This is a genomic window from Brevibacillus ruminantium, from assembly GCF_023746555.1.
Lineage (GTDB): Bacteria > Bacillota > Bacilli > Brevibacillales > Brevibacillaceae > Brevibacillus > Brevibacillus ruminantium.
In genome coordinates, this window is record NZ_CP098755.1 from 2,312,930 (window position 1) to 2,334,128 (window position 21,199).

General features: G+C 44.3%; 22 protein-coding genes. 18 read left to right on the top strand and 4 right to left on the bottom strand.

The window, feature by feature from the left end; all coding sequences use genetic code 11:
* Window positions 1-173 precede the first annotated feature (173 nt).
* Window positions 174-569 (bottom strand): hypothetical protein, encoded by a 396-nt coding sequence (locus NDK47_RS11385; protein WP_251874929.1) that lies wholly within the window; start codon window positions 567-569, stop codon window positions 174-176.
* Between the two features lie 532 nt (window positions 570-1,101).
* On the opposite strand from NDK47_RS11385, the gene NDK47_RS11390 reads away from it, so the two are divergent.
* The 12 genes from NDK47_RS11390 to ant(9) all read left to right on the top strand — a co-directional run bounded on the left by NDK47_RS11390 (window position 1,102) and on the right by ant(9) (window position 12,276).
* The gene (locus tag NDK47_RS11390; RefSeq protein WP_251874930.1) at window positions 1,102-1,425 is read left to right on the top strand and encodes an ArsR/SmtB family transcription factor; all 324 of its coding nucleotides are present in this window, start codon (window positions 1,102-1,104) and stop codon (window positions 1,423-1,425) included.
* 21 nt (window positions 1,426-1,446) lie between these two features.
* Entirely contained in the window at window positions 1,447-2,745 is a 1,299-nt protein-coding gene (locus tag NDK47_RS11395; RefSeq protein WP_251874931.1) for an arsenic transporter, read from the top strand.
* Window positions 2,746-2,781: 36 nt separating this feature from the next.
* Window positions 2,782-3,207: an arsenate reductase (thioredoxin) gene (arsC, locus tag NDK47_RS11400; RefSeq protein WP_251874932.1), complete on the top strand. Its 426-nt coding sequence runs from the start codon at window positions 2,782-2,784 to the stop codon at window positions 3,205-3,207.
* Window positions 3,208-3,350: 143 nt separating this feature from the next.
* Entirely contained in the window at window positions 3,351-3,800 is a 450-nt protein-coding gene (locus NDK47_RS11405) for a MarR family winged helix-turn-helix transcriptional regulator (protein ID WP_251874933.1), read from the top strand.
* 245 nt (window positions 3,801-4,045) lie between these two features.
* Complete coding sequence (locus NDK47_RS11410; RefSeq protein ID WP_251874934.1) at window positions 4,046-4,840, top strand: arsenite methyltransferase; 795 nt, start codon at window positions 4,046-4,048, stop codon at window positions 4,838-4,840.
* Between the two features lie 415 nt (window positions 4,841-5,255).
* Entirely contained in the window at window positions 5,256-5,966 is a 711-nt protein-coding gene (locus NDK47_RS11415) for a response regulator transcription factor (protein ID WP_256481485.1), read from the top strand.
* The gene (locus NDK47_RS11420) at window positions 5,963-7,030 is read left to right on the top strand and encodes a sensor histidine kinase (protein ID WP_251874935.1); all 1,068 of its coding nucleotides are present in this window, start codon (window positions 5,963-5,965) and stop codon (window positions 7,028-7,030) included. Before NDK47_RS11415 ends, NDK47_RS11420 begins: the two co-directional genes overlap by 4 nt.
* 234 nt (window positions 7,031-7,264) lie before the next feature.
* The gene (locus NDK47_RS11425; RefSeq protein WP_251874936.1) at window positions 7,265-7,921 is read left to right on the top strand and encodes an ABC transporter ATP-binding protein; all 657 of its coding nucleotides are present in this window, start codon (window positions 7,265-7,267) and stop codon (window positions 7,919-7,921) included.
* Between the two features lie 20 nt (window positions 7,922-7,941).
* A complete protein-coding gene (locus tag NDK47_RS11430) occupies window positions 7,942-8,301 on the top strand; it encodes a hypothetical protein (protein WP_251874937.1) in 360 nt (119 codons plus the stop codon).
* Between the two features lie 71 nt (window positions 8,302-8,372).
* Window positions 8,373-10,352, top strand: coding sequence for a hypothetical protein (locus tag NDK47_RS11435; RefSeq protein WP_251874938.1), 1,980 nt, complete (start codon window positions 8,373-8,375; stop codon window positions 10,350-10,352).
* Between the two features lie 230 nt (window positions 10,353-10,582).
* Window positions 10,583-11,203: a stalk domain-containing protein gene (locus tag NDK47_RS11440; protein ID WP_251874939.1), complete on the top strand. Its 621-nt coding sequence runs from the start codon at window positions 10,583-10,585 to the stop codon at window positions 11,201-11,203.
* 287 nt (window positions 11,204-11,490) lie between these two features.
* A complete protein-coding gene (ant(9), locus tag NDK47_RS11445; protein ID WP_251874940.1) occupies window positions 11,491-12,276 on the top strand; it encodes an aminoglycoside nucleotidyltransferase ANT(9) in 786 nt (261 codons plus the stop codon).
* Between the two features lie 62 nt (window positions 12,277-12,338).
* On the opposite strand, the gene NDK47_RS11450 is transcribed toward ant(9), so the two are convergent.
* Window positions 12,339-12,623, bottom strand: coding sequence for a hypothetical protein (locus NDK47_RS11450; protein ID WP_251874941.1), 285 nt, complete (start codon window positions 12,621-12,623; stop codon window positions 12,339-12,341).
* Window positions 12,624-12,714: 91 nt separating this feature from the next.
* Here NDK47_RS11450 and NDK47_RS11455 point away from each other — a divergent pair, with 91 nt between their 5' ends.
* From NDK47_RS11455 to NDK47_RS11475, 5 genes are all read left to right on the top strand, one after another.
* Window positions 12,715-14,631, top strand: a complete 1,917-nt coding sequence (locus NDK47_RS11455) for a transporter substrate-binding domain-containing protein (RefSeq protein ID WP_251874942.1) — start codon at window positions 12,715-12,717, stop codon at window positions 14,629-14,631.
* Window positions 14,612-15,979, top strand: coding sequence for a sigma-54-dependent transcriptional regulator (locus NDK47_RS11460; RefSeq protein ID WP_251874943.1), 1,368 nt, complete (start codon window positions 14,612-14,614; stop codon window positions 15,977-15,979). The genes NDK47_RS11455 and NDK47_RS11460 overlap by 20 nt, the downstream gene beginning before the upstream one ends.
* A complete protein-coding gene (locus NDK47_RS11465) occupies window positions 15,976-16,974 on the top strand; it encodes a TAXI family TRAP transporter solute-binding subunit (protein WP_251874944.1) in 999 nt (332 codons plus the stop codon). Before NDK47_RS11460 ends, NDK47_RS11465 begins: the two co-directional genes overlap by 4 nt.
* Before the next feature lie 322 nt (window positions 16,975-17,296).
* On the top strand, window positions 17,297-18,616 hold the full coding sequence (locus NDK47_RS11470) for an MFS transporter (protein ID WP_251874945.1): 1,320 nt from the start codon (window positions 17,297-17,299) through the stop codon (window positions 18,614-18,616).
* A 232-nt stretch (window positions 18,617-18,848) separates the two neighbouring features.
* Window positions 18,849-19,526: an SOS response-associated peptidase gene (locus NDK47_RS11475; protein WP_251874946.1), complete on the top strand. Its 678-nt coding sequence runs from the start codon at window positions 18,849-18,851 to the stop codon at window positions 19,524-19,526.
* A 4-nt stretch (window positions 19,527-19,530) separates the two neighbouring features.
* Here NDK47_RS11475 and NDK47_RS11480 read toward each other — a convergent pair whose 3' ends face one another.
* Together NDK47_RS11480 and NDK47_RS11485 are read right to left on the bottom strand one after the other, a co-directional pair.
* A complete protein-coding gene (locus NDK47_RS11480) occupies window positions 19,531-19,956 on the bottom strand; it encodes a hypothetical protein (protein ID WP_251874947.1) in 426 nt (141 codons plus the stop codon).
* Window positions 19,957-20,108: 152 nt separating this feature from the next.
* Complete coding sequence (locus NDK47_RS11485) at window positions 20,109-20,447, bottom strand: hypothetical protein (protein ID WP_251874948.1); 339 nt, start codon at window positions 20,445-20,447, stop codon at window positions 20,109-20,111.
* Between the two features lie 150 nt (window positions 20,448-20,597).
* On the opposite strand from NDK47_RS11485, the gene NDK47_RS11490 reads away from it, so the two are divergent.
* Window positions 20,598-21,194 (top strand): AAA family ATPase, encoded by a 597-nt coding sequence (locus NDK47_RS11490; RefSeq protein WP_251876115.1) that lies wholly within the window; start codon window positions 20,598-20,600, stop codon window positions 21,192-21,194.
* Window positions 21,195-21,199: the final 5 nt, after the last annotated feature.

A 21,199-nucleotide genomic window follows, 5' to 3' on the forward strand; every position in this document is an offset into this window, starting at 1 on the left:
CCGATTACCTTGGATGTCGCAAATCGTAAAGTCGGTTCTTAACCAGCACCCAAACGTTTTTAAATTCTTCCGGGAACAGCCCCATTTTTAGCGTGGTTAAAGAAGTTAAACCTCCATCAATGAAGCTAAAACCTTCCTGGTATTTCACGGAATACGCTTTGAACGACCCGGGCTCACGGTATTTTAGGTACTGGGAATAAAAGCCCATGCTTTGTTCCAACGCCCGATAAACCCATCGCAAAATAATGATTGATTTCCTTCATGACTTCTTTAGTTTCTTGAGGAAATTCATCGGGAACTTTTACTTTTGAAAAGTCGCTCGACGTTTTGCCGAATGCTTCCCCTGCGGATGAAAGCGCGGCTGTTAGCTTATCGTTATTTTCCAGTTTTTCAAGCGGTTTGAGGCCACGGTCGATTAAGTCGTAAATTTCGTTTTCGTAGGCGCGAAATCGCTCCTTTTGCACCGAACCCGGTTTTTCCGCCATGGCAGGACAACAAGGAATTAGGAAGTAAAGGATCAGCGCAGCGAAAACAATTATGTTGCCGCATGGTCTTCGTGATTTTCTCATGCTCACGTACCTCTGGAAGGTCTGGTAAGTCCAGGAATCGTCACCAGCTTAACGCTGCCGTTTCGCAGTTTATTAATGAGATCGGGCAGCCCTGAATAGTGCCCGTCAAATCCTCTCTACTTCTCCTGGCAGCGGGCTTTAGGATGATCGAACCCGGATGCACATGGGCCAGGGCATTCGTATCTGAAATTCAAGTGTTATTCTTCCCTTCATTTTCTGGGATATGCTTTAAAATCCATCCCCAATTTTTGGTTTCATAAATAGGGGAGTACCAGCGTCGCTGACACCACGTGCAAAGTAAGTAAGGTACCGCCAATCAAAATTTCATGCATTGGTGGAAAAAAGGGAAACTATTGGTGACAGGAGGCGATTCATTGAAAAAGATTTTTCTAACTATGTGTCAGTTGTTAGTGCTTAGTGAAGGGGTACATGCTGAAAGACTACCTCAAGCAGATTCAAAACAATAAACATTGAAATAACCATATGGTTATAATAGTATAAGGTTGTTGAAAGGAAAGGAGGTAGTGAAGAATTGGATACCAAAGAAGTAGTAAATGCCTTGAAGGCACTAGCAGATCCAACACGCTTAAAAATTATCAGCTTGCTCCAATTACGCAGCTGTTGTGTGTGTGAACTGGTTCCCATCTTCGGGATTTCCCAGCCCGCAGTATCAAAACATATGAGTCGATTAAAGAGTGCGGATTTGGTTATTGAATCGAGAAAGGGACAGTGGGTCATGTATGCGCTCAACCATGAACGCTTCGAACAGGTCCGATTTGCTTTGGGCAATTTACCTGATTACACCTATGAATTCGAAAGACTGGCGGAACAGGGACTACTCGTTACCTGCGAATAGACAAAAGAATGGAGAGAGACCATGTTTTCCATATGGAGTGCCTTTCTGATCTTTGTCGTCACGTTAACCTTTGTGATCTGGCAGCCGAAGGGACTCAACATCGGCTGGTCTGCTGCCGGTGGAGCTATACTTGCTTTACTGTTCGGCGTAGTCAGCTTCACTGATGTCGTGACGGTAACCGGCATTGTTTGGAACGCTACATTAGCTTTTGTGGCTGTTATTCTGATCTCATTACTACTGGACGAAATCGGCTTTTTTGAGTGGTCCGCGCTGCATATGGCTCGTTTGGCAAGAGGAAATGGCCGACGTATGTTTACCTATGTTGTGCTTTTGGGTGCAGCCGTTGCCGCCTTCTTTGCCAATGATGGGGCCGCTTTGATTTTGACACCAATAGTACTGGCGCAGGTTCGCGCCTTGAAGTTTCCAGATAAGCTGATTCTGCCGTTTATTATGGCGAGTGGTTTTATCGCTGATACTACCTCGCTTCCGCTCATTGTCAGCAATCTCGTAAACATCGTATCTGCGGATTTCTTCGATATTGGATTTGTTGAGTATGCTTCCCGGATGATCGTGCCTAACTTCTTTGCCTTAGGAGCTAGTTTACTTGTGTTGTTCCTATATTTTCGAAAAGATATTCCAAAAGAGTATGATCGAATCCACCTGAAACAACCGCATGAAGCGATAAAAGATATCCGTCTCTTTCGGTTATCGTGGGTGATTCTGGCTATCTTGTTAATTGGTTATTTACTGAACGAAGTGATCCATATCCCGGTTTCTGTTACAGCCGGTGTGGCAGCCATCATCTTTATGGTTGTAGCCCGTGGCAGCAAGGTGGTCGACACCAAGCAGATTGTAAAAGAGGCACCTTGGGCTGTCGTTGTGTTCTCTATTGGAATGTATGTCGTCGTTTATGGTTTACGGAATGTAGGGATGACAGACATGCTCGGACAATTGATTCAATCTTTAGCAGACCAGGGACTTCTTATTGCCACATTGGGGATGGGTTTCCTGGCTGCCATTTTATCTTCGATTATGAACAATATGCCTACCGTCATGATTGACGCTCTGGCCATTTCGGGCACACAAACATCCGGTGTTATCCGAGAGGCGTTGATCTATGCCAACGTCATTGGCAGTGACCTGGGTCCAAAGATCACACCGATTGGATCATTGGCAACGTTACTTTGGCTACATGTGTTGTCCCGAAAGGATGTAACGATTACTTGGGGACAGTATTTTAAGACCGGCATCGTACTGACAATTCCGACACTCTTTCTTACCTTGATGGGTCTGTTCCTCTGGCTGCAAATGGTCTCGTGATCAGCAATAATCACTCATCATAAAGGAGACGACATAATGGAGAAGAAACCACTCGTTTATTTTCTTTGCACAGGCAACTCTTGCCGCAGCCAAATGGCAGAAGGCTTTCTGAAAGCACTAGGAGGAGACCGTTACGAAGTAAAAAGCGCGGGTCTTGAAGCCCATGGCCTTAATCCCCGGGCTGTTCAAGTCATGAGTGAGTCTGGTGTAGACATCAGCAACCAAACTTCAGATGTCATTGATCCTGAGAGCTTAGGACGGGCAGATTATGTCATTACCTTGTGTGGCCACGCGGATGAGCATTGCCCTGTGATTCCCAACGAGCATGTAGTGAAATGGCATTGGGGCACTGATGATCCGGCAAAAGCGACGGGAACCGAAGAAGATATCATGGCAAGTTTTCGAGCGTGCCGGGATGCAATAATGTCGCGTATGGAGAAATTTATAACCGAAGGCCGATAAACTTGTATAACCCAATCAATATTCATCTGACCAGCCACTTATTTAGGTGGCTTTTCTTTTTGCTCATCGTGCCCCTAAAGCGAAATAAAATAGTTGTAAATTGCAAATAACTGATGTATAACTGGTATATGAGGTGATGTGACGTGGAGAATGTACGCGAGCTATTTCAAATAATGACGCGTCGTTTTGGATTCTTAAATAAAAATTGCTGTTCAGCCGGTGGCTGCGACATTTCCTTAGTCCAAAGCCATATTCTGTATGAAATTGACCGTCAACGTAAGCCATCCATGCAGCAAGTAGCAGAGGCTTTAGGCACTGACATTACAACCTTTAGTCGCCAAGTTCAATCGTTAATGAAGATGAACTTGGTGAGAAAAGAACCAGATCCGGACGATCGCAGGGTGTATGTCCTTTCCTTAACGACAGAAGGCAAATATGTGGCTACAACCATTGACCAGCAAATGAATTCTTATTTAGATGAAGTTTTCTCTCACCTGAACGAATTTGAAAAAGATACAGTCATTCGCTCGATTAAGCTATTGAATGATGCAATGGCAAAATCAAGCCAATGTTGTACGACCCCTTTGGGGTAATCTTTTTTCTATAATACTTGCAAATTACAAATAATATTCATAGGTATAGATGAACAACGTCTTTGGATGCAAATTGTAAGGGGGTGGGGCCAGACGTGAATTGCGTTTTTAAAAGCTACTACTTTAGCAGGCATTACCCTTGAATCGATTCATTTGGGGATGGCCACTCACGAATGCAGACATAACAGCTTGCTGCGCTCCTAGTTGCTGCCAATTTTATAAACATTTAGTAAGGAGTGATTATCATGAATCAAGTAAGCAATGATCAGATTCGCCAAAATGTTCGTAGCCGTTATAAGGAAATCGCATTGCAAGAAATTGAGTCAGGTTCATGCTGTTCGCCAGCTTCGAACTGCTGCGGATCAGCCAATGACGTATCTTCCAAATTGGGATATTCAACTGAGGAATTAACTGCTGTCCCTGATGGTGCAAATCTTGGTCTTGGTTGTGGCAATCCTCAAGCCATTGCTGAGCTTACGCAGGGAGAAGTCGTATTGGACCTTGGCAGTGGTGGTGGTTTCGATTGTTTTCTTGCGTCCCGTCAAGTAGGGGAAACAGGTAAAGTTATCGGGGTAGATATGACACCGGAAATGGTAAGCCGAGCCCGTAATAATGCAGTCAAAGGCGGATTCACAAATACAGATTTTCGACTCGGTGAAATTGAACACTTACCCGTTTCGAATCAAACGGTAGATGTCATCATTTCTAACTGCGTAATCAATCTTTCCCCGGATAAACAACAAGTGTTCAATGAAGCTTTCCGCGTCTTGAGGTCTGGAGGGCGTCTCGCCATTTCAGATATTGTCACCACCGCAGAACTTCCAGCGGAGATCAAAAGTGACCTGGATGTTTTATACACGGGGTGCATTTCCGGTGCGTCATCGGTTGATGAGCTGAAAACAATGTTAACGCAAAGTGGATTTAAGGATGTGGTGGTTGAGCCGAAAGAGGAATCCAAAACATTCATCAAAGATTGGGTTCATGGGTCGAAATTGGAGGATTACATTGTCTCCGCTGTGATAAAAGGGACGAAACCGTAACTGTGAAGTTTTGATTCTTTGCATGTAGAAAGCCCTTTTCACGAAGGGCTTTTTTCTGTTTTGGAGTGACATAGCAGATTGGTTGGGTAGTGAAACTGATTTGCCACAACGCCACTGCAACAATAGGTTACCTACTTGGATCAGCGCAGGCTTTAAGGTAATTGGAGGAGAACATGCGGTCAATAAAAACTCCTACTCTGCTTGGATAGATATCGATGAAAACGTTGAAAAAACGATATAATACATTCATGAAGGATAGCCCCTCCCTGTAAAAGGTGAGAATTAGGGTGATCAGATAGCTAACAGTTGGGGGTCCTTATTTAGATTCAGACCAGTAAGGGACAGATGTTTAATGCCGTGTTTTCTGGTTATTATATGTTTGGTATAAGATATCTACTAGACGAGGAGTGAAAAAGTGAACGAAAGAATACTCATTATAGAAGACGAAGTAGGATTAATTAAAATGCTAAAACGATTGTTAGATAAGGAAGGATTTCAAGAGATATACCAGGCCGAATCAGGTGCTGAAGCATTGAAAAAGGTACAGGAACACAGGATTGATCTGATATTGCTCGATGTCATGCTGCCAGATACAAACGGTTTCGATTTGTGTCAACAAATTAGAGAAATATCAGACGTACCCATTATCTTTTTGACAGCGCGTACTACCGATATTGACAAATTAACCGGCTTTTCTATGGGTGGCGATGATTATATAACGAAACCTTTTAATCCCCTCGAAGTCGCTGCCCGAATCAAAGCCATTCTACATCGTCAAAGGAAAACAATACCGGAGATAGCTCAGAAGTTTCAAACAAAGCGTTTCGTTTTGCATTATGACCAAGCAAGGTTGATTGTGGAAGGAAAAGAAGTAAATTGCCCGGCTAAGGAGTTTCAATTACTTAAATTCATGTGCCAGCATCCCAATCAGGTTTTTAGCGTAGATCAACTATATGAAAAGGTTTGGGGAGATTACAGTATTGTGGGAAAAGAAAATACCGTTATGGTCCATATTAGTCGCCTACGGCAAAAAATTGAAAAGGATCCGAAACATCCAGAGTATTTAAAAAATGCGAGGGGATTGGGTTACATGCTAAGTAATGAAAACCAAAGGAGTCCCCAATGAAATTAGAAACCAAAATTTCATTGATATTAATAATCATTTTTTTAACCATAGGTGCTATTTTTTTTATTACGGGATTTTCAGCCCTTAACTTATTGAACAACCTTTTAGGAATTAATGGATTGGTGACATATGCTATATTCCCACTACTATTCATCGGAATGCTTATTCTGATTGGACTTCTTATCGAACGCCAAATTAGAAAGCCTCTTTTCTTTTTTATACGCTGGATTGATCAATTATCACTTGGGGTTTTTAAAATGCCAGATACAATAAAGAATTTTCCCTTAGATAAGATGAGGTTTAGTCTGTTTTTGGAACTTAAATCAAAGCTTGATGGTTTAACATATCAACTCAACACAGCAGAGAAAGAACGAAAAGAACTTGAAGAAACAAGGAAGAACTGGACCTCTGGAGTGACACATGACTTAAAAACGCCGTTGTCATACATTAAAGGATACGCAGCCATGCTTCGCTCCGAACATAAATGGAATGAAGAAGAAATTAAGGAATTTGCTAAAATTATTGAAGAAAAATCATTGTATATGGAGCAGTTAATTGATGATTTAAGTGTTATTTATGAGTTTGATAAAATGCAAATCCCTTTGGATTTACGCACTATTAATCTGGTCACTTTTGTAAAAAATGTTTTGGAAGATCTCCGTCAATATCCGATGGCGAACGACTATCCTATTCATTTAAACGTCAAGAATGAAGGTGATATTTTATTATCTTTTGATCAGACATTATTAAAAAGAGCATTAGAAAATTTCATTATGAATGCTATTTATCATAACCCTCGTGAAACAACGATTACTGTCTCTATAGAAACAATAAAAGGTTCAACCTTAATAGAAATTAAAGACAATGGCATCGGAATGGATGATAAAACAATTCAACAATTATTTAATCAATATTACCGAGGGACGACGACGGACAAGTCTCATCTAGGGTCAGGGTTGGGAATGTCCATTGCTAAACAGTTTATTGAAAAACAAGGGGGGCAGATTATAGTCGAAAGTGAGCCGAATAGAGGAACGAAGATAAAAATTTTATTTCCTTTATAAAATTAAGGTTCCGTTAAGACACCATTTCAATGGTGTTTATTTTTTTGCCCTATACTACATTTAGAAACGCATTGTTCGCGGTGAACCATTCATTACTGAATTGGAAGGAATGAAATAATAAATGGAAAAACCTTTATATAAGCAAAAAAGGAAAGACCTGAATCAAACTATCAAAGCGATATTCGCTATGCTGGCAATTTTCTCAACACACGTTGAATTAGGTGAGCAGTACAAATGTTAATCGAAGCTCAAGACATTTCAGTCGCAATTGGTGGGCGGATTGTGCTTGACGGTGCGTCCGTTCGTTGCAAGCCCGGTATTATGACAGCTCTCGTTGGCGCGAGTGGATCTGGAAAGACCACACTCCTACATTGCCTCGGATTGTTGCTTCCGGTGGATAAAGGAAGCATCCTGATTGACGGGAAAGATGTCACGAAGTACGGTGCAGCAGCACGACGTCGGTTCTGGCGCGATCACGCGGCATTCGTACTTCAGGATTATGGCATTATGGATGAGGAGTCGGTTGCCTTCAATGTCACTATGCAGGCAAGCGTCATTGGAAGACATGTCTCGGGAAACAAAGAACAGTTGATACAATCACTCGAACAGACAGGTCTTAAAGGCAGGGAAAATGAATTGGCCGGACACCTGAGTGGAGGCGAGAAACAGCGTCTTGCTTTATCTCGTGCCATTTACAAGGATGCTGACATCCTGTTTGTTGATGAGCCAACGGCTTCACTGGATGCAACTAACCGGCGTATGGTCATCGAACTGCTTGCGGACTTCGCTGTGCGTGGCCGGACGGTCATTGTGTCAACGCATGATTCCGAGATGATCGATGCGTGCAGCGCTATTCATCAGGTTGGTTCCGAAGCGCGTCACATTAACTAAAGAACACAAGGGGGATAATTATGAAATCAACATCTAAGATTACGATCAGTGTCATTGTTGGCTTACTATTGTTAGTAGGAGCATTTGCGTTTATAAATGGTTGGATAACGGCATCACCAAAAGACACCCACCCGCCATGCGACCAGCTGCCGACCGTTGCGGAGGCCACTGCTGCTTTGGACAATCACGAGAATTTCGCCAAGGAAATAGAAAAGCTTGGAGATGGGATTAAAGTGGAAGTGGGCAAGCCGTGTCCAAATGATCAGGAACGTGGGCTCGTCTTGGTGAGATATAATTCGAAATCTGAGCGTGATGCCATAAACAAACTGCTTTCCAGCAGTGAAGGATTTGGGGTTCCAGTTCATTTGGAGAAGCGCTAACCAGGCTTTCAACTAGCTAGCCCAAAACGTTGTCCCCCGCATTTAAAAAGAAAGAGGGGTGAAAAAGAGAGATGACTATGTATAAACGTATCATCGTGGCTGTTTCGGTAGCGTTGTTTACTTTACTTGCACTGTTGGCCGCAATCATTACCGACTTAAATGATCGAGACTTCCCACAGGCTATTGGGAGCAAAGGTAGGCTTAATATTAGCTTCAACGAATCGGGATACTCTATCACTGAAGCGTTTTCGAAGTTAGAAGAACTCGATACACGCCTAAAGCTTGGACTGGTCAAGATCGCCCCAGATCTGGCTAGCGAAGGAAATGGCAAAATTTTTGCAACGTTTAACAATGATGGGCTGCCAGATGAATTTACTTGGTTTAGTGGCGACGATACAGGCAAAATTGTTGGAAAAGATCGGCTTGCCAATTCCTATCCCGATGGGTTATATCTTGTGACTGGGAATACTGCTCGTTTGGATGAGTTTGCGGACACCCTGAATGATTCGGGGGTAAAGGTTAGCCGTCGGGATCCCTCAATCTTGGATAGTCTTGTATTCGTTGTGCAGGAAAGAGGATTTACTACAGTAATTCTTGCATCGCTTGCGCTGATTTCATCGCTTGCACTGTTCTGGTTGTCAGTGAGATCGCGGGGACGTGCACTTCAGGTTCTGGGCGGGTCTCCGACTATGCGGATTCAGATGCAGGACCTTACAGAGTTTGGTGGGGCGCTATTTGTTTCGGCGGGGACTGTGGCTATGGTTGCAGCAATCTATGTGGGTGTTTTTCATGGCTGGCTGTACGTCAGTACCTTCACCAAAGTACTGATTAGTATTCAAGTCGTTGTTATAGCTATATCCATACTTGCTGCGCTTATTTTGTCAGCCTCTGCGTGGCCGAGTGCTGTCATGCTTGCCACTAGACAACCGGCTGTAAAAAGCCTGCGTTCGGTGGCGATTGTGATCCAGTCGCTAACGTTCGTTTTAGTGGTGGCCACTGCTGCCCCTGCTTGGTCTGCATATAAACACTCATCTGCTAAGGCAACTGAAATGGCAGAGTGGAAGAGACTTGCAGACCAAGTGTCAATTGTGTTCGCAACAGACATTGGTGAAATGGATCGCATGGAGCCAATGATTGGCGAGATGGTAAAGGATGCGGAATCGATTGAAGCAGTAGCACTTTCCTATACTTACACTAAGGAAATGCGGCCATCGGTTGATTTCAGCAGATACTCCGCCGTCTCTTTCGTAAACCAGCGTTGGCTTGACTTAGTCACTATGGGTGCGAAACAGCCGGTTGTAACGCCTGTTTCGCATCACAACATTTCTGAGGATCTTATTCGCGAAATCCAAGAAGAGATTAATATTTTGTCGAGAGAGGGTCATCCCGAGAATCTATTCGAACAATTACAATTCCTCCAACCAGTTGGGGGGTCTCGACTTTCAGTGGCTCAAGGGGGAGGGGGAGAAAGTCTCTACTTTGGAGATGATATCCTGCTCGCTGTCGTTCCCTCGCTGTACGACACCTTTAATGATACTGCCTTGACATCCATGATCTCGAGTAACAACATAGTGTTCACTGGTGTAACTGCTACGCAACAATTATTAGAACGACACAGCCTTGATGTACAGGCGCTACGCGATCTTGGCATCAAAGGTGAACTGAAAGTTGTTTACATTGCCGAAGAGGGTATACTACAAGCGCAGTTCGCAGCATATCTTGTGTGGTTGCAGAATCTTTCGCTGATGGCACTGGCGGTTGCTTTCAGTGTTGCTACTGCAATCAGTGCATTGATCACCGCAATATTACAGGCGAAGCGTGACTTCCCATTGCGGTTGGCAGGGCGGTCTTGGATGCGAATCCTTCAGAGCCGCGTGACCAAGGAACTGCTTGTGGGGATAATACTCGTGATTATCGTCGTCAAACTACAAAGACCTGACGAGACAGGAATTGTGCTTGTGACTGCGGCATATGGATTGCTTATTGTTCCGCTGTCCCATCTGTTTGCCGTACGTTGGTGTTTCAGTGGAGCCAGTAAACGTAGGATTTGATTGAGGATTAGTATCATAGTCGAAGATTTCCTTAGCGTACGAAAACTCGGCTTTTTTCGTATGGGTAGAGGGTCAAAACGGGAAAAAAGGCTATTACAAAAATACCATATTTTGACTTCCTATAGAGGAATAGTAATAGGGAAATCGATCTGTTTCTCGAAACATTTCATCATACGAAGGAGTCTTACATATTGGAAATATTATCTTAACGGTAACAGGAGAGTTGCGTAATGAAAAAACATTGGCTCAGTATTACAACCGGAATGGCAATTGCATCAGTTGTGGTAGGAACTGTCTTTGCAAACAGTCCAATCAAACTGATTGTTGACGGGAATGTCATCAAGACAAGCAGTGCACCGGAAAATATCCATAACCGCGTAATGGTTCCTGTAAAATCGCTTGGCGAGATTATCGGAGCGAAGGTAACCTGGGACGCCGGGCAGCAAGCAGTTTTGATTGACACCGGGAAAGAAGAGGAAAGGCTACGGATCGAGCAGCTGGAGAAAGCACTTGCTCCCCACTCCGCAAAAGAAGCCGCAGAATCGTTTATCACTAGCTATAAGACACGCAATGGCGCGCTCTTGCACGCTATTCTCGCTCCGGATATTAGAGACAAAAGGGTTGCAGAAGAGGGCGGCTGGGTGATCGGCGTTTCCAGTCCATGGGTGTCAAGCGCTGCAATTCAAAGTGAAAAGCAACTAAATGCCAATACTGCAGAATTCCTCGTGAACTTACAAATGGCGACTTCTGAAGGCAGTGAAGGGCCATGGTTGTTGAAAGTGATCGTGAAGAAGTTCGATGATCAGTGGTTAATTACTGACTATGGAGACGCAACCGACAGTAAGGAGTAGCCGCTATCGTTTATTAAACCCAACTAAAAGCTGGATAACGACACCGTCAAAAAATCACCTACACACACAAAGTGCCAGTAGGCGAGGATGGCTTCGGGACAAAAACAATTCGTTTTGTTTACAGCAAGGAGAAAGGCTGGCACAAGTACGGGGGGTTAATTTCCCGAAAGGTCAAACAAAGACGCTGCTGCACTCACTATTGATCTCGCCTGCGGCGTGATCGACGACAAGTTGGGGGTAATACCCGCGTAGTTGTCGACCTTTCAATCGAGAGGAGTTTGTAGTTGATGAGCAATCTGAATAACGTAAAAATACCGAAGGAAGCGATTCAAGCATTAAAAATCGTAGAGGAGTTGCTTGGAAGTTCGATAGTCGGAGTATATTTATTTGGTTCTGCAGTAAACGGTGGTTTACGCATTAACAGTGATGTAGATGTTCTAGTGGTCGTGAATCATAGTTTGTCTGAAGTGACTGGAAAAAAACTAACAGACAGACTAATGCCTATATCTGGAAAGATAGGAAATATAGATTCTGTGAGACCACTTGAAGTCACGGTGATAAACCATAGCGATGTTGTCCCTTGGCGATATCCGCCCAGAAATGAATTTATCTATGGTGAGTGGCTTAGGAGTGAGTTTGAGAAAGGACATATTCAGGGGCCAACCTATGACCCTGATTTGGCTATTGTTTTAGCACAAGTAAGAAAAAATAGCATTTCTCTATTTGGTCCTGATGCTTCAGAGATACTTGACCCCGTGCCGATGACAGATATTCGAAGAGCGATTAAGGAGTCTTTGCCAGGGTTGATTGAGGGTATCAAAGGTGATGAGCGTAATGTAATCTTAACCCTCGCTCGAATGTGGCAGACCGTGTCTATCGGTGATATTTCTCCAAAAGATGTGGCTGCAAAATGGGCTTTACCCCAGTTGCCTACAAAATATTCGACTTTACTCGACGTAGCCAGAAAAGCCTATCGAGGAGAATCTGTTGATAAGTGGGAAGGAATGGATTCCGAGGTGACAGCACTCGCTAATCATATGAAAAACTCAATAGAATCTTGCCTTAGTATCTGAGCATGACCCAATTATCATGATTAGGAGTTCTATAATAACGTGATCTAATAGCGGTGTCCCGATCAATTCTCCTGCACCATGCTGCGTTTGGTCACGACTGGGCGTCGAGTCTTATCAATAGTAAGTGTGAAAAACCCCTTCAATATCACTATATTTATTTCATGTATGGAATCAGAATGGGATTCATTCTGGTTTTTTCTTGTTTTTGTACCACTTCCCAAAACGTTATTTATGAAGAGCGAGACATCAGCAGCCAGCCATTTTTGCTTGATTCCCGACCCGTTTTGTAACGAAAGCTCGGTATCCATGTTCGTGCCCTGAATAGAAAAGTCTTCTTTCCAAGCCATACTTGTATCGTCCATAATAGTAGTTCATCTGGTTTCTTGTTGTTGGCTATATGAAAGGGGGCGGTCATTATTGAGGCAGGCAGGTTTGCTCATGATAGTCGTAACATTATTTCTGTTCACTTTTTTCCCTGGATCAGCAGAAGCCGAAGAAGAACGCCTGATTCGAGTCGGTTTCGATAAGAGCTTGCCTCCTTTATCATATTTGGATAAAAACGGGGAAGCTGCCGGCTTTGATATCGATCTGATCCGGAAAATGGCTACGCTCCGCGGTGATAAAATTCAATTTATTCCGCTGGAGTGGGAGGACGCGGTTATTCAGCTAAGAGCAGGACAACTGGACCTGGTTGTAGGTATGAAATATACAAGCACGCGCGACATCTACTTTGATTTCAGTGACTCCTATTTAACGATGTCAGACGCATTGATCGTTCCGTCGGCAACCCGAGATATTTCCGGGATCAATGATCTAAGAGGAAAAGTGGTAGCGGTCCAGCGAGATGATGCAGGAATCTACCAATTAGAGAGCATCAGGGGTGGCAAAATGCTGATCGCTTTCAATCAGCCGGATGCAATGGACATGCTATTTTTAGGGAGAGCGGATGTTTTTCTGGGAAACCGGTGGACAGCTGAATATGTACTCCAGAAGGCAAATATGCGGCAAGACTACCGGATTCGCACAGGTCTCATCCCACCATCTGATTATGCCTTTGCTGTGCGAGAGGGCAATTATGAGCTTCTAAACAAGCTGAATGAAGGCTTGAAGGAGCTGCATCGAAGTGGCACCTACGAGCTTTTGTATTCGCAATACCTGGAGCCTTATAACGCTATGGCCATCGATTGGTGGCGCAAGCTGGTCTACGGCTTGCTCATCGTGATGGGACTCGTTGTGATCGTTCTGGCTGGGAGCTTTCTTTGGAATAAACGATTGCAAAGAGAGGTCAGGGTTCAAACAGCCGCTTTGGCAGACAGCTTCGCTTTTCAGAGAAAAGTGCTGGACAGTGTGGACAACGGAATTCTTTCATTTGATCAAACAGGGCGGATTACCTTGATTAACCATGCTGCAAGTAGATTGCTGGGATTAGAGAGCAAGCCAGCGGAGTCATATGTTATGGACTGCCTGCCCCATTTACCTGTTCAGCAGGCACTGATGGGAGAGAAGAGCATACTCGAAGGCGAGCTGCACCTAGGAGATGGAACAGGCAGAATCGTTTATTATTATATCGCCACTTTATCTAACAGCGTAGGAGCGCAGGTAGGCGGGATTCTTTGCCTGCAGGACCGGACTGAGCAGAAGCATCTGCAAGCCCGATTAATTGCGCAAGAAAAAATGCGTGCCCTTGGAGAGCTGGTCGCGGGTATTGCCCATGAAATCCGCAATCCGTTGACAGCGATCAAAACCTTTACCGAGCTGCTCCCCAAAAAGCTGGATGATACACGTTTTCGGGCCGAGCTTCTGGAGCATGTTCCGGAAGAAGTAGCCAGAATGAATCGGATTATTGAGGATTTGCTTGATTATTCCAGAGAAAAGCCTGTTCAACAAAAATGGGAGAAGCCCTTGGACCTCGTTCAATCCGTGATGGGTCTTTTCACCAAACGGATGGAGAGCGAAGGGATACGAATTGTGGTCGATATTTCTCCGGATTTGAAAGTGTTCGTAGATCGCGACCGAATCAAACAGGTGCTGATTAATCTGATTCTCAATGCTATTGAGGCCATGGCCGACTCACAGGACAAGCAATTGACGATTCATACCAAGCAGGGTGGCAAAATGGTCTGTCTGGCGATTTCCGATACGGGTTCCGGTATAGCGCAGGAAGATTTACTTCAAATGTTTCAGCCTTTCTATACAACGAAAAGTCAGGGAATTGGGCTTGGGTTGTATATTAGCCAGAAAATTATGCACGAGCATGGCGGAGAGATTGAAGTGAAAAGTGAAGTGTGGAAAGGCACTACGTTTCTATTACAGTTTGCGAAGGGGGAGAACGCAATTGAACATTTTGATCATTGATGACGAGCGAGCCATCTGTTCCTCGCTCTCATTTGCGCTTGAGGATGAATACCGCGTCCTAACCGCTTCGGGACCTGATGAAGGCCTTAGACTACTGGATGAAGAGCCGATTGACGGGATCTTGCTTGATCTGAATTTGCGCGTAGCGAGCGGGATCGATCTTCTTCGGGTGATCAAGGAGAGAAAGCCGGAGGTAGTTGTCATTATTATGACGGCTTATGGATCGATCGAATCGTCCGTAGAGGCGATGAAAGCAGGGGCCTATCATTACTTGTCCAAGCCTCTCAATTTAGACGAAGTAAGGCTTTTGCTTAGCAAAGCTCTTGCGTTTCAACAGCTTCATCGCCAGGTTCAGGTGCTCAGTCAGGCCGTTCGGCAGCACGAAACTTATGCGGGCATTATTGGCAAGAGCAGTGCCATTCAGAAAGTATTTCAATTGATCGAGAAGGTAAAGGATATTAATTCCAACGTAATGATTACGGGAGAAAGCGGTACAGGCAAGGAATTGGTAGCCCGTGCGATCCATTTTCAGGGGGGACGGCAGAAGGGCGCTTTTTCGGTCATCAATTGTGCGGCTATACCGGAGCCTCTGCTGGAAAGCGAGTTGTTCGGACATGAAAAAGGTGCATTCACTGGCGCCTATCAGAAACAGCAAGGGCTGTTTGAGCGATCCGATGGCGGCACGATCTTTCTGGATGAGATCGGAGAGATGCCTTTGTCGCTGCAAGCGAAAATATTGCGAGTCATTCAGGAGAAGGTCGTTACCCCAGTGGGTTCCCAGCAGCCCAAGGAAGTGGATGTTCGAATCATTTCGGCAACAAATCGCAACCTGCAGGAAGAAGTGGCAAAAGGGAGCTTTCGCGAGGATCTTTACTATCGCTTAAATGTCATTCCCATCCATCTTCCACCTCTCCGTGAGCGCAAGGAGGATGTGCCACTTCTCATTGAGCATTTTTTAGCCTTTTACGCTGCTAATATGGGAGTCCGAACGAAAACATTAAGTCCAGAGGCCAAACGTAAGCTGTATAACTACACCTACCCCGGCAATGTTCGCGAGCTTTCCAATATGCTGGAATATGCGGTGGCGCTCTCCGAAGAGGAAGTGATTCAGCTTGACGATCTTCCAGAAGCCGTTCGTGGAAATCGGGTCACTCCAGCAGGTGAGGATGCAAAAGAAAGCGGTCTTTTGATACCAGAAGGGCTAACTCTTGCAGAAGCGGAAAGAATGTATATTCTCTATACACTTGAGAAAAATGAGGGCCATCGTCTGAATACAGCCAAACAACTATCGATCAGCGAGCGGGGATTACGTGAAAAGCTGAAGCAATATGTAAGAGGTAAGGAATGAGAAAAATTACAGCTTGGATTATGCTGGCTACGATTGCTGTGGGAATCATAGCGAGTGGCTGTGACCATAAACCCGAACAAATACCAATCGGTTCCGATCAGGAGCAACCCTTTGTGACGATTGCAACTGGCGGTGCTTCCGGTCCGTATTTTACGATTGGAGGAGCCTTGGCCAAGGTGTATAAAGAAAAGCTTGGGTACAATGCAGCCGTTCGGTCCACGGACGGCTCGGTTGAAAATGTGCGCCTTCTGGAGGGAGGAAAAGTGGACGTGGCTTTTGCGATGTCAGACGTTGCCTCTTTTGCACTTGGTGGAAAGGAAGGCTTTCGGTCAAGCGGTCCGGCCAAGCATATGAGATCAATGGCTGGACTTTATTTGAACTATGTGCAAATCGTCACGCTAAAAGATCGCGCGATTCACTCCGTTCATGATCTAAAGGGAAAGCGGGTAGGAGTTGGTGCCCCGAATAGCGGGGTAGAGGTCAATGCTCGCATGATCTTGGGTGAGCATGGCATCACGTACAACGATATCAGACCGGAATATCTCTCTTACGCAGAAGCAATCGAACAATTGAAAAACAATGCCATTGATGCTGCCTTCGTTACCTCTGGACTTCCCAATGCGGCAGTCCTGGATCTGCAAAGCACGGATGAGGTCGTCATCGTGCCCATCCAGCCTGAAGCCATCGAACAGCTCACCAAGCAGTTTCCTTTTTTTGAAAAAGTTCAGCTTCCGGCGGGTATTTATCAAAACGACAAGCCTGTCCCAACAGTGGCTATTCGCAATATCCTGCTCGTGCGTTCTGATTTAACCGATGCACAAGTCTACAAGTTAACCAAGGCGTTTTTCGAAAATCTAGATGTTCTGCAAGAGGCCCATGAGGCCGCCGAGCAAATTGACAGGCAGGAAGCGGGTAAGGATCTCGTTGTTCCCCTCCATCCTGGGGCTGCAAAATTTTATGCAGAAGCGGCCAATTCATTAACCCATGCAAAATAACAGGTTAAAAAGTCCGATTTCGCGCTCCGTACCGGCAAAAACTTCCGTAATAAGCGGATTTTTTTGCCGGTTTTTTTAGTGCCAGGTCATGATTTCACTCTTTCCAAATGAGAACTCCTGTTTTAAAAACATTCGGTCGTATTTAAAATTCTTTGGTAAATAAGGCGCCTTCTATGTAGGAAACACTTATAGAGACTCCACATTAAATGAGTTGGCATGTAATTTGCTTGTATGTTTATGCGACTGCAAACTGAAACCGGTTACATTCTCACAGAGAAAAGCTTGGTTTCTGAAATAGAAACGACAACAAGGAGGATTAAGAGTGAATCAAACGAATGATCGCACAAACACCCGGCGCATCACGGGAAACATTTTTAAAGGTTCGATCGGTAACCTGATCGAGTGGTACGACTGGTACGTTTATTCGGCTTTTGCCGTGTATTTCTCGTCCGAGTTTTTTCCAAAAGGAGACACAACGAGCCAACTGCTCAATACTGCCGCTATCTTTGCCATCGGATTTTTAATGAGACCACTGGGAAGCCTGCTGATGGGTCGCTACGCAGACCGTCACGGCAGACGCGCAGCCTTGACACTATCCATCACAGTCATGGCAAGCGGATCACTGATTATTGCATTAACTCCAGGCTATAGTACAATTGGCATTTATGCTCCTATTATTCTCGTACTTGCACGTCTGTTACAAGGCTTATCACTTGGTGGGGAGTATGGAACATCTGCTACGTACCTGTCCGAAATGGCGAGCAGTGGTCGCAGAGGCTTTTATTCCAGCTTTCAGTACGTAACCCTGATTGCCGGTCAGCTTTTGGCATTGGGTGTTCAGATCATTCTCCAGCAAGTACTCAGCGAAGCCGATATGCACACGTGGGGCTGGCGTATACCTTTCGTGATCGGTGCTCTTGGGGCATTGGTCGTTTTGTGGCTGCGCCGTTCGATGGACGAATCCGATCAATTCACGCAAATGGAGAAGAAGACAAAGGAAAGCGCTGGAACTCTTCGCGCATTGATGAAGTATCCAAAAGCCGTACTGACCGTAGTTGGACTTACGCTCGGTGGAACCATTGCTTTTAATACGTACACAACTTACTTACAAAAGTTTATGGTGAATACCGTTGGCCTGCCGAAGGAAACCGTTAGCTGGATCAACTTTACGGCCCTGCTGGTATTTGTGGTGCTCCAGCCAATCGCCGGTATGCTGTCTGACCGGATCGGCCGACGCCCGCTATTAATGACTTTCGGTATCCTTGGAACACTGTTTACGGTTCCCATGTTCCTCTTGATGGAACAAACAAAGAGTCCGATGGTTGCTTTCTTGCTCATGATGATGGGTCTGATTATTGTTACAGGCTATACATCTATCAATGCTATTGTAAAAGCTGAGCTATTCCCGACTGAAATTCGTGCGCTTGGTGTTGGATTCCCATACGCAATTACCGTAGCTGTGTTCGGTGGAACAGCGGAGTTCGTTGCCCTTGGCCTTAAAAATATCGGTTCGGAATCCCTCTTTTACTACTATGTAGCGGTCTGTATTGCGATTAGCTTGATCACTTACTGGCGTATGGGGGAGACCTCGAAATCATCTCGTATTGAAGAAGAGCTTAATTCGAACATTAATGGCAACTAATCATAAAAAGTGGAAAAAATATGCATAGCCGAAAAAAGACGCGTGATGCGTCTTTTTTCTTTCGGCTAAAGGATCTTACAAGGTACGCTTGGTCCGGTAAGCCACGTTCAATAATGTGATATAAGATTACGTCTGAGCTGAAACCCATCTACAGCTGAAACCTTTTCATATATCCTAGAGGCTGGTTTTTCTTTTAAGCCGTATCGGTTATATTGTTACAGGAGGGGTGTACATGTGCGGACGATTTACTTTTACAACAAAACCGGATGTGATTTTTGATCGGTTTGACCTGGGGAGTATCCCGTTTGGTATCATACCGCGCTACAATATCGCACCGGGACAGCCTATCCCGGCCATAATCGCAGATCAGGGCCATCGTAGGATTGGCCAGATTCGGTGGGGGCTGGTACCGTCATGGGCAACGGACGAAAAAGTGGGATACAAGATGATCAACGCCAGGGCAGAGACGTTGAAAGAGAAGCCAGCCTTTCGGCGTCTCTTCGAGCGCAAGCGCTGTATCATTCCAGCAGACGGTTTTTACGAGTGGAAGCAAACAGAGTGTGGTAAACAGCCAATGAGAATCATGATGAAAGATGGTGGGCTTTTTGCTTTTGCGGGCTTGTATGATTCGTGGGTGCATCCAAACGGTGACAAGCTTCATACCTGCACGATCATCACGACCCGCCCCAACGAAGTCGTGAAAGCCATACATGACCGAATGCCGGTGATCTTGAGGCGAGAGGACGAATCAACCTGGTTAGATCGTGAAAGATTCGACGCGGATTTGTTGCAGTCACTGCTTGTTCCCTATGATGCCGAACAGATGCGAGCATACCCCGTATCGCCAATGGTTGGCAGTCCGAAAAACGATAGGATTGAATGTATGAAAGAAATAACAGAGTCCGTGTAGATTTCTAGTTAAAGTTCACATTTTCAATTATTTTTAATGGATCAAAGTCATTGACGATTTGATAGACATTGCTTTCATTATCAAGTGTTATCCAAATGAAATTTTTGTTTTGAAGAATCTCCACACCAAACATACTGGATTTATTACTGTATATTCTAATTGCATATGAACCGCTTTGTTTCGTGTGATTTGATTTTTTAAGCTCCATTCTCGAAAAATCCGTTAATATTTTTTCTACTAAAGCAGCATCCTTTATAGAGAGCCTCTTATTATCGGAATATCTTTCAATGTGGATGGTAACTGCGTCATCTTTACCAATCTTACTTAATATAATTTCTTCAAATGATGTGTACTTCATTCTATCGATTGCAAAAAATATCCCAGAAACAGCGATGATGAAGACGATGATAACCGTTATCTTTCTTTTCAAAAATGATCTTCCTCCTCAACAAGAAGGGCCGTCCTTCGAAATTCATTGCCCCATTCTGGCAGGTGGTGAAGGTGGCAGATATACCACTCTGAATACTTCGTTCATCCTGATAAATGATAGCATAGCATAAGTTCTTAGGGTGCGGAAGTAGCTCACGGAGCGAACCCATAAAAAAGTAAAATGAATATGAATTTAAGGGCAATCCCGACGCCAGACGCTAAAGCTATGTACAATACGCAAATCAAGATACGAAAAACCAGTAATAGATTTCTATTTCTAGCAAAGCGGATTATTCTGAGCAAACCGATGATCAACAGGGGCACGATGTAGAAATAGGAAAACAAATCAACCCATTCATATAATTTGAGAAACGCTTCCCTGGGGACAGGTCCTTGCTTCATGTTGTAGGTCATGATGATGTAGAATCTTCCGCCTAAAAAAATCAGAGACAAGATAAGATAGGAATAGAGAAGTGCTTTGATTTTGTTCATGCATTTCACTCCAACTTTTTTTGTTACAGCTATATTAAAATTGGATGCAAAAAACGAAAAGTACCAAATAGTTTTGGTACCATCTCTATCCAAGCTTTCATTAGAAGAGTTTGTACATATGCTTAAAAAGAGGGTAAAGGGGTGAACGTTTTGATAATCTGGATAAATGGTGCATTTGGCGCCGGCAAAACACAGACGTCTTTTGAATTGCAGAGAAGGCTTCCCCATTCAATTGTGTTTGACCCGGAAAATGCAGGTTATTACATTCGAAAGAACATTCCGAGGGAACTCTCCAAAGGTGATTTTCAAGATTATACGATGTGGCGTGAAATGAATTATTCGATGCTAAAATACATGGACACCGAATATAGGGGCATTATTATTGTACCAATGACCATAGTTAACCCTCAGTATTTTAGTGAAATTGTAGGTAAGTTAAGAGAAGATGGTGTCACTGTTCACCATTTTACGTTATGTGCTTCTAAAGAAGTTTTACTCAAGAGATTGCTCACGAGAGGTGAGGGGAAAAATTCGTGGGCTGCACAGCAAATAGATCGGTGTATAGCAGGATTGTCTAACGAGGTATTCCGGCATCATCTGGACACTGAAAATTTAACGGTTGGAATGGTTTCAGAATCGATTGCCTCCATGTTACATATACCACTTCAACCAGATCAGCGAGGAAGAATTGAAAAATTGAAGGATCGAGTATTAACACAAATAAAGCATATTCGCTTCTTTACCTAACAACG

What these genes read in the sequence shown, in the direction of transcription:
- NDK47_RS11465 (WP_251874944.1), top strand. Translation starts at nt 15,976, where the DNA reads ATGAGAAAAATTACAGCTTGGATTATGCTGGCTACGATTGCTGTGGGA.
- NDK47_RS11435 (WP_251874938.1), top strand. Translation starts at nt 8,373, where the DNA reads ATGACTATGTATAAACGTATCATCGTGGCTGTTTCGGTAGCGTTGTTT.
- NDK47_RS11485 (WP_251874948.1), bottom strand. Translation starts at nt 20,447, where the DNA reads ATGAACAAAATCAAAGCACTTCTCTATTCCTATCTTATCTTGTCTCTG.
- arsC (WP_251874932.1), top strand. Translation starts at nt 2,782, where the DNA reads ATGGAGAAGAAACCACTCGTTTATTTTCTTTGCACAGGCAACTCTTGC.
- NDK47_RS11410 (WP_251874934.1), top strand. Translation starts at nt 4,046, where the DNA reads ATGAATCAAGTAAGCAATGATCAGATTCGCCAAAATGTTCGTAGCCGT.
- NDK47_RS11455 (WP_251874942.1), top strand. Translation starts at nt 12,715, where the DNA reads ATGATAGTCGTAACATTATTTCTGTTCACTTTTTTCCCTGGATCAGCA.
- NDK47_RS11425 (WP_251874936.1), top strand. Translation starts at nt 7,265, where the DNA reads ATGTTAATCGAAGCTCAAGACATTTCAGTCGCAATTGGTGGGCGGATT.
- NDK47_RS11395 (WP_251874931.1), top strand. Translation starts at nt 1,447, where the DNA reads ATGTTTTCCATATGGAGTGCCTTTCTGATCTTTGTCGTCACGTTAACC.
- NDK47_RS11450 (WP_251874941.1), bottom strand. Translation starts at nt 12,623, where the DNA reads ATGGCTTGGAAAGAAGACTTTTCTATTCAGGGCACGAACATGGATACC.
- NDK47_RS11475 (WP_251874946.1), top strand. Translation starts at nt 18,849, where the DNA reads ATGTGCGGACGATTTACTTTTACAACAAAACCGGATGTGATTTTTGAT.
- NDK47_RS11430 (WP_251874937.1), top strand. Translation starts at nt 7,942, where the DNA reads ATGAAATCAACATCTAAGATTACGATCAGTGTCATTGTTGGCTTACTA.
- NDK47_RS11385 (WP_251874929.1), bottom strand. Translation starts at nt 569, where the DNA reads ATGAGAAAATCACGAAGACCATGCGGCAACATAATTGTTTTCGCTGCG.
- NDK47_RS11420 (WP_251874935.1), top strand. Translation starts at nt 5,963, where the DNA reads ATGAAATTAGAAACCAAAATTTCATTGATATTAATAATCATTTTTTTA.
- NDK47_RS11440 (WP_251874939.1), top strand. Translation starts at nt 10,583, where the DNA reads ATGAAAAAACATTGGCTCAGTATTACAACCGGAATGGCAATTGCATCA.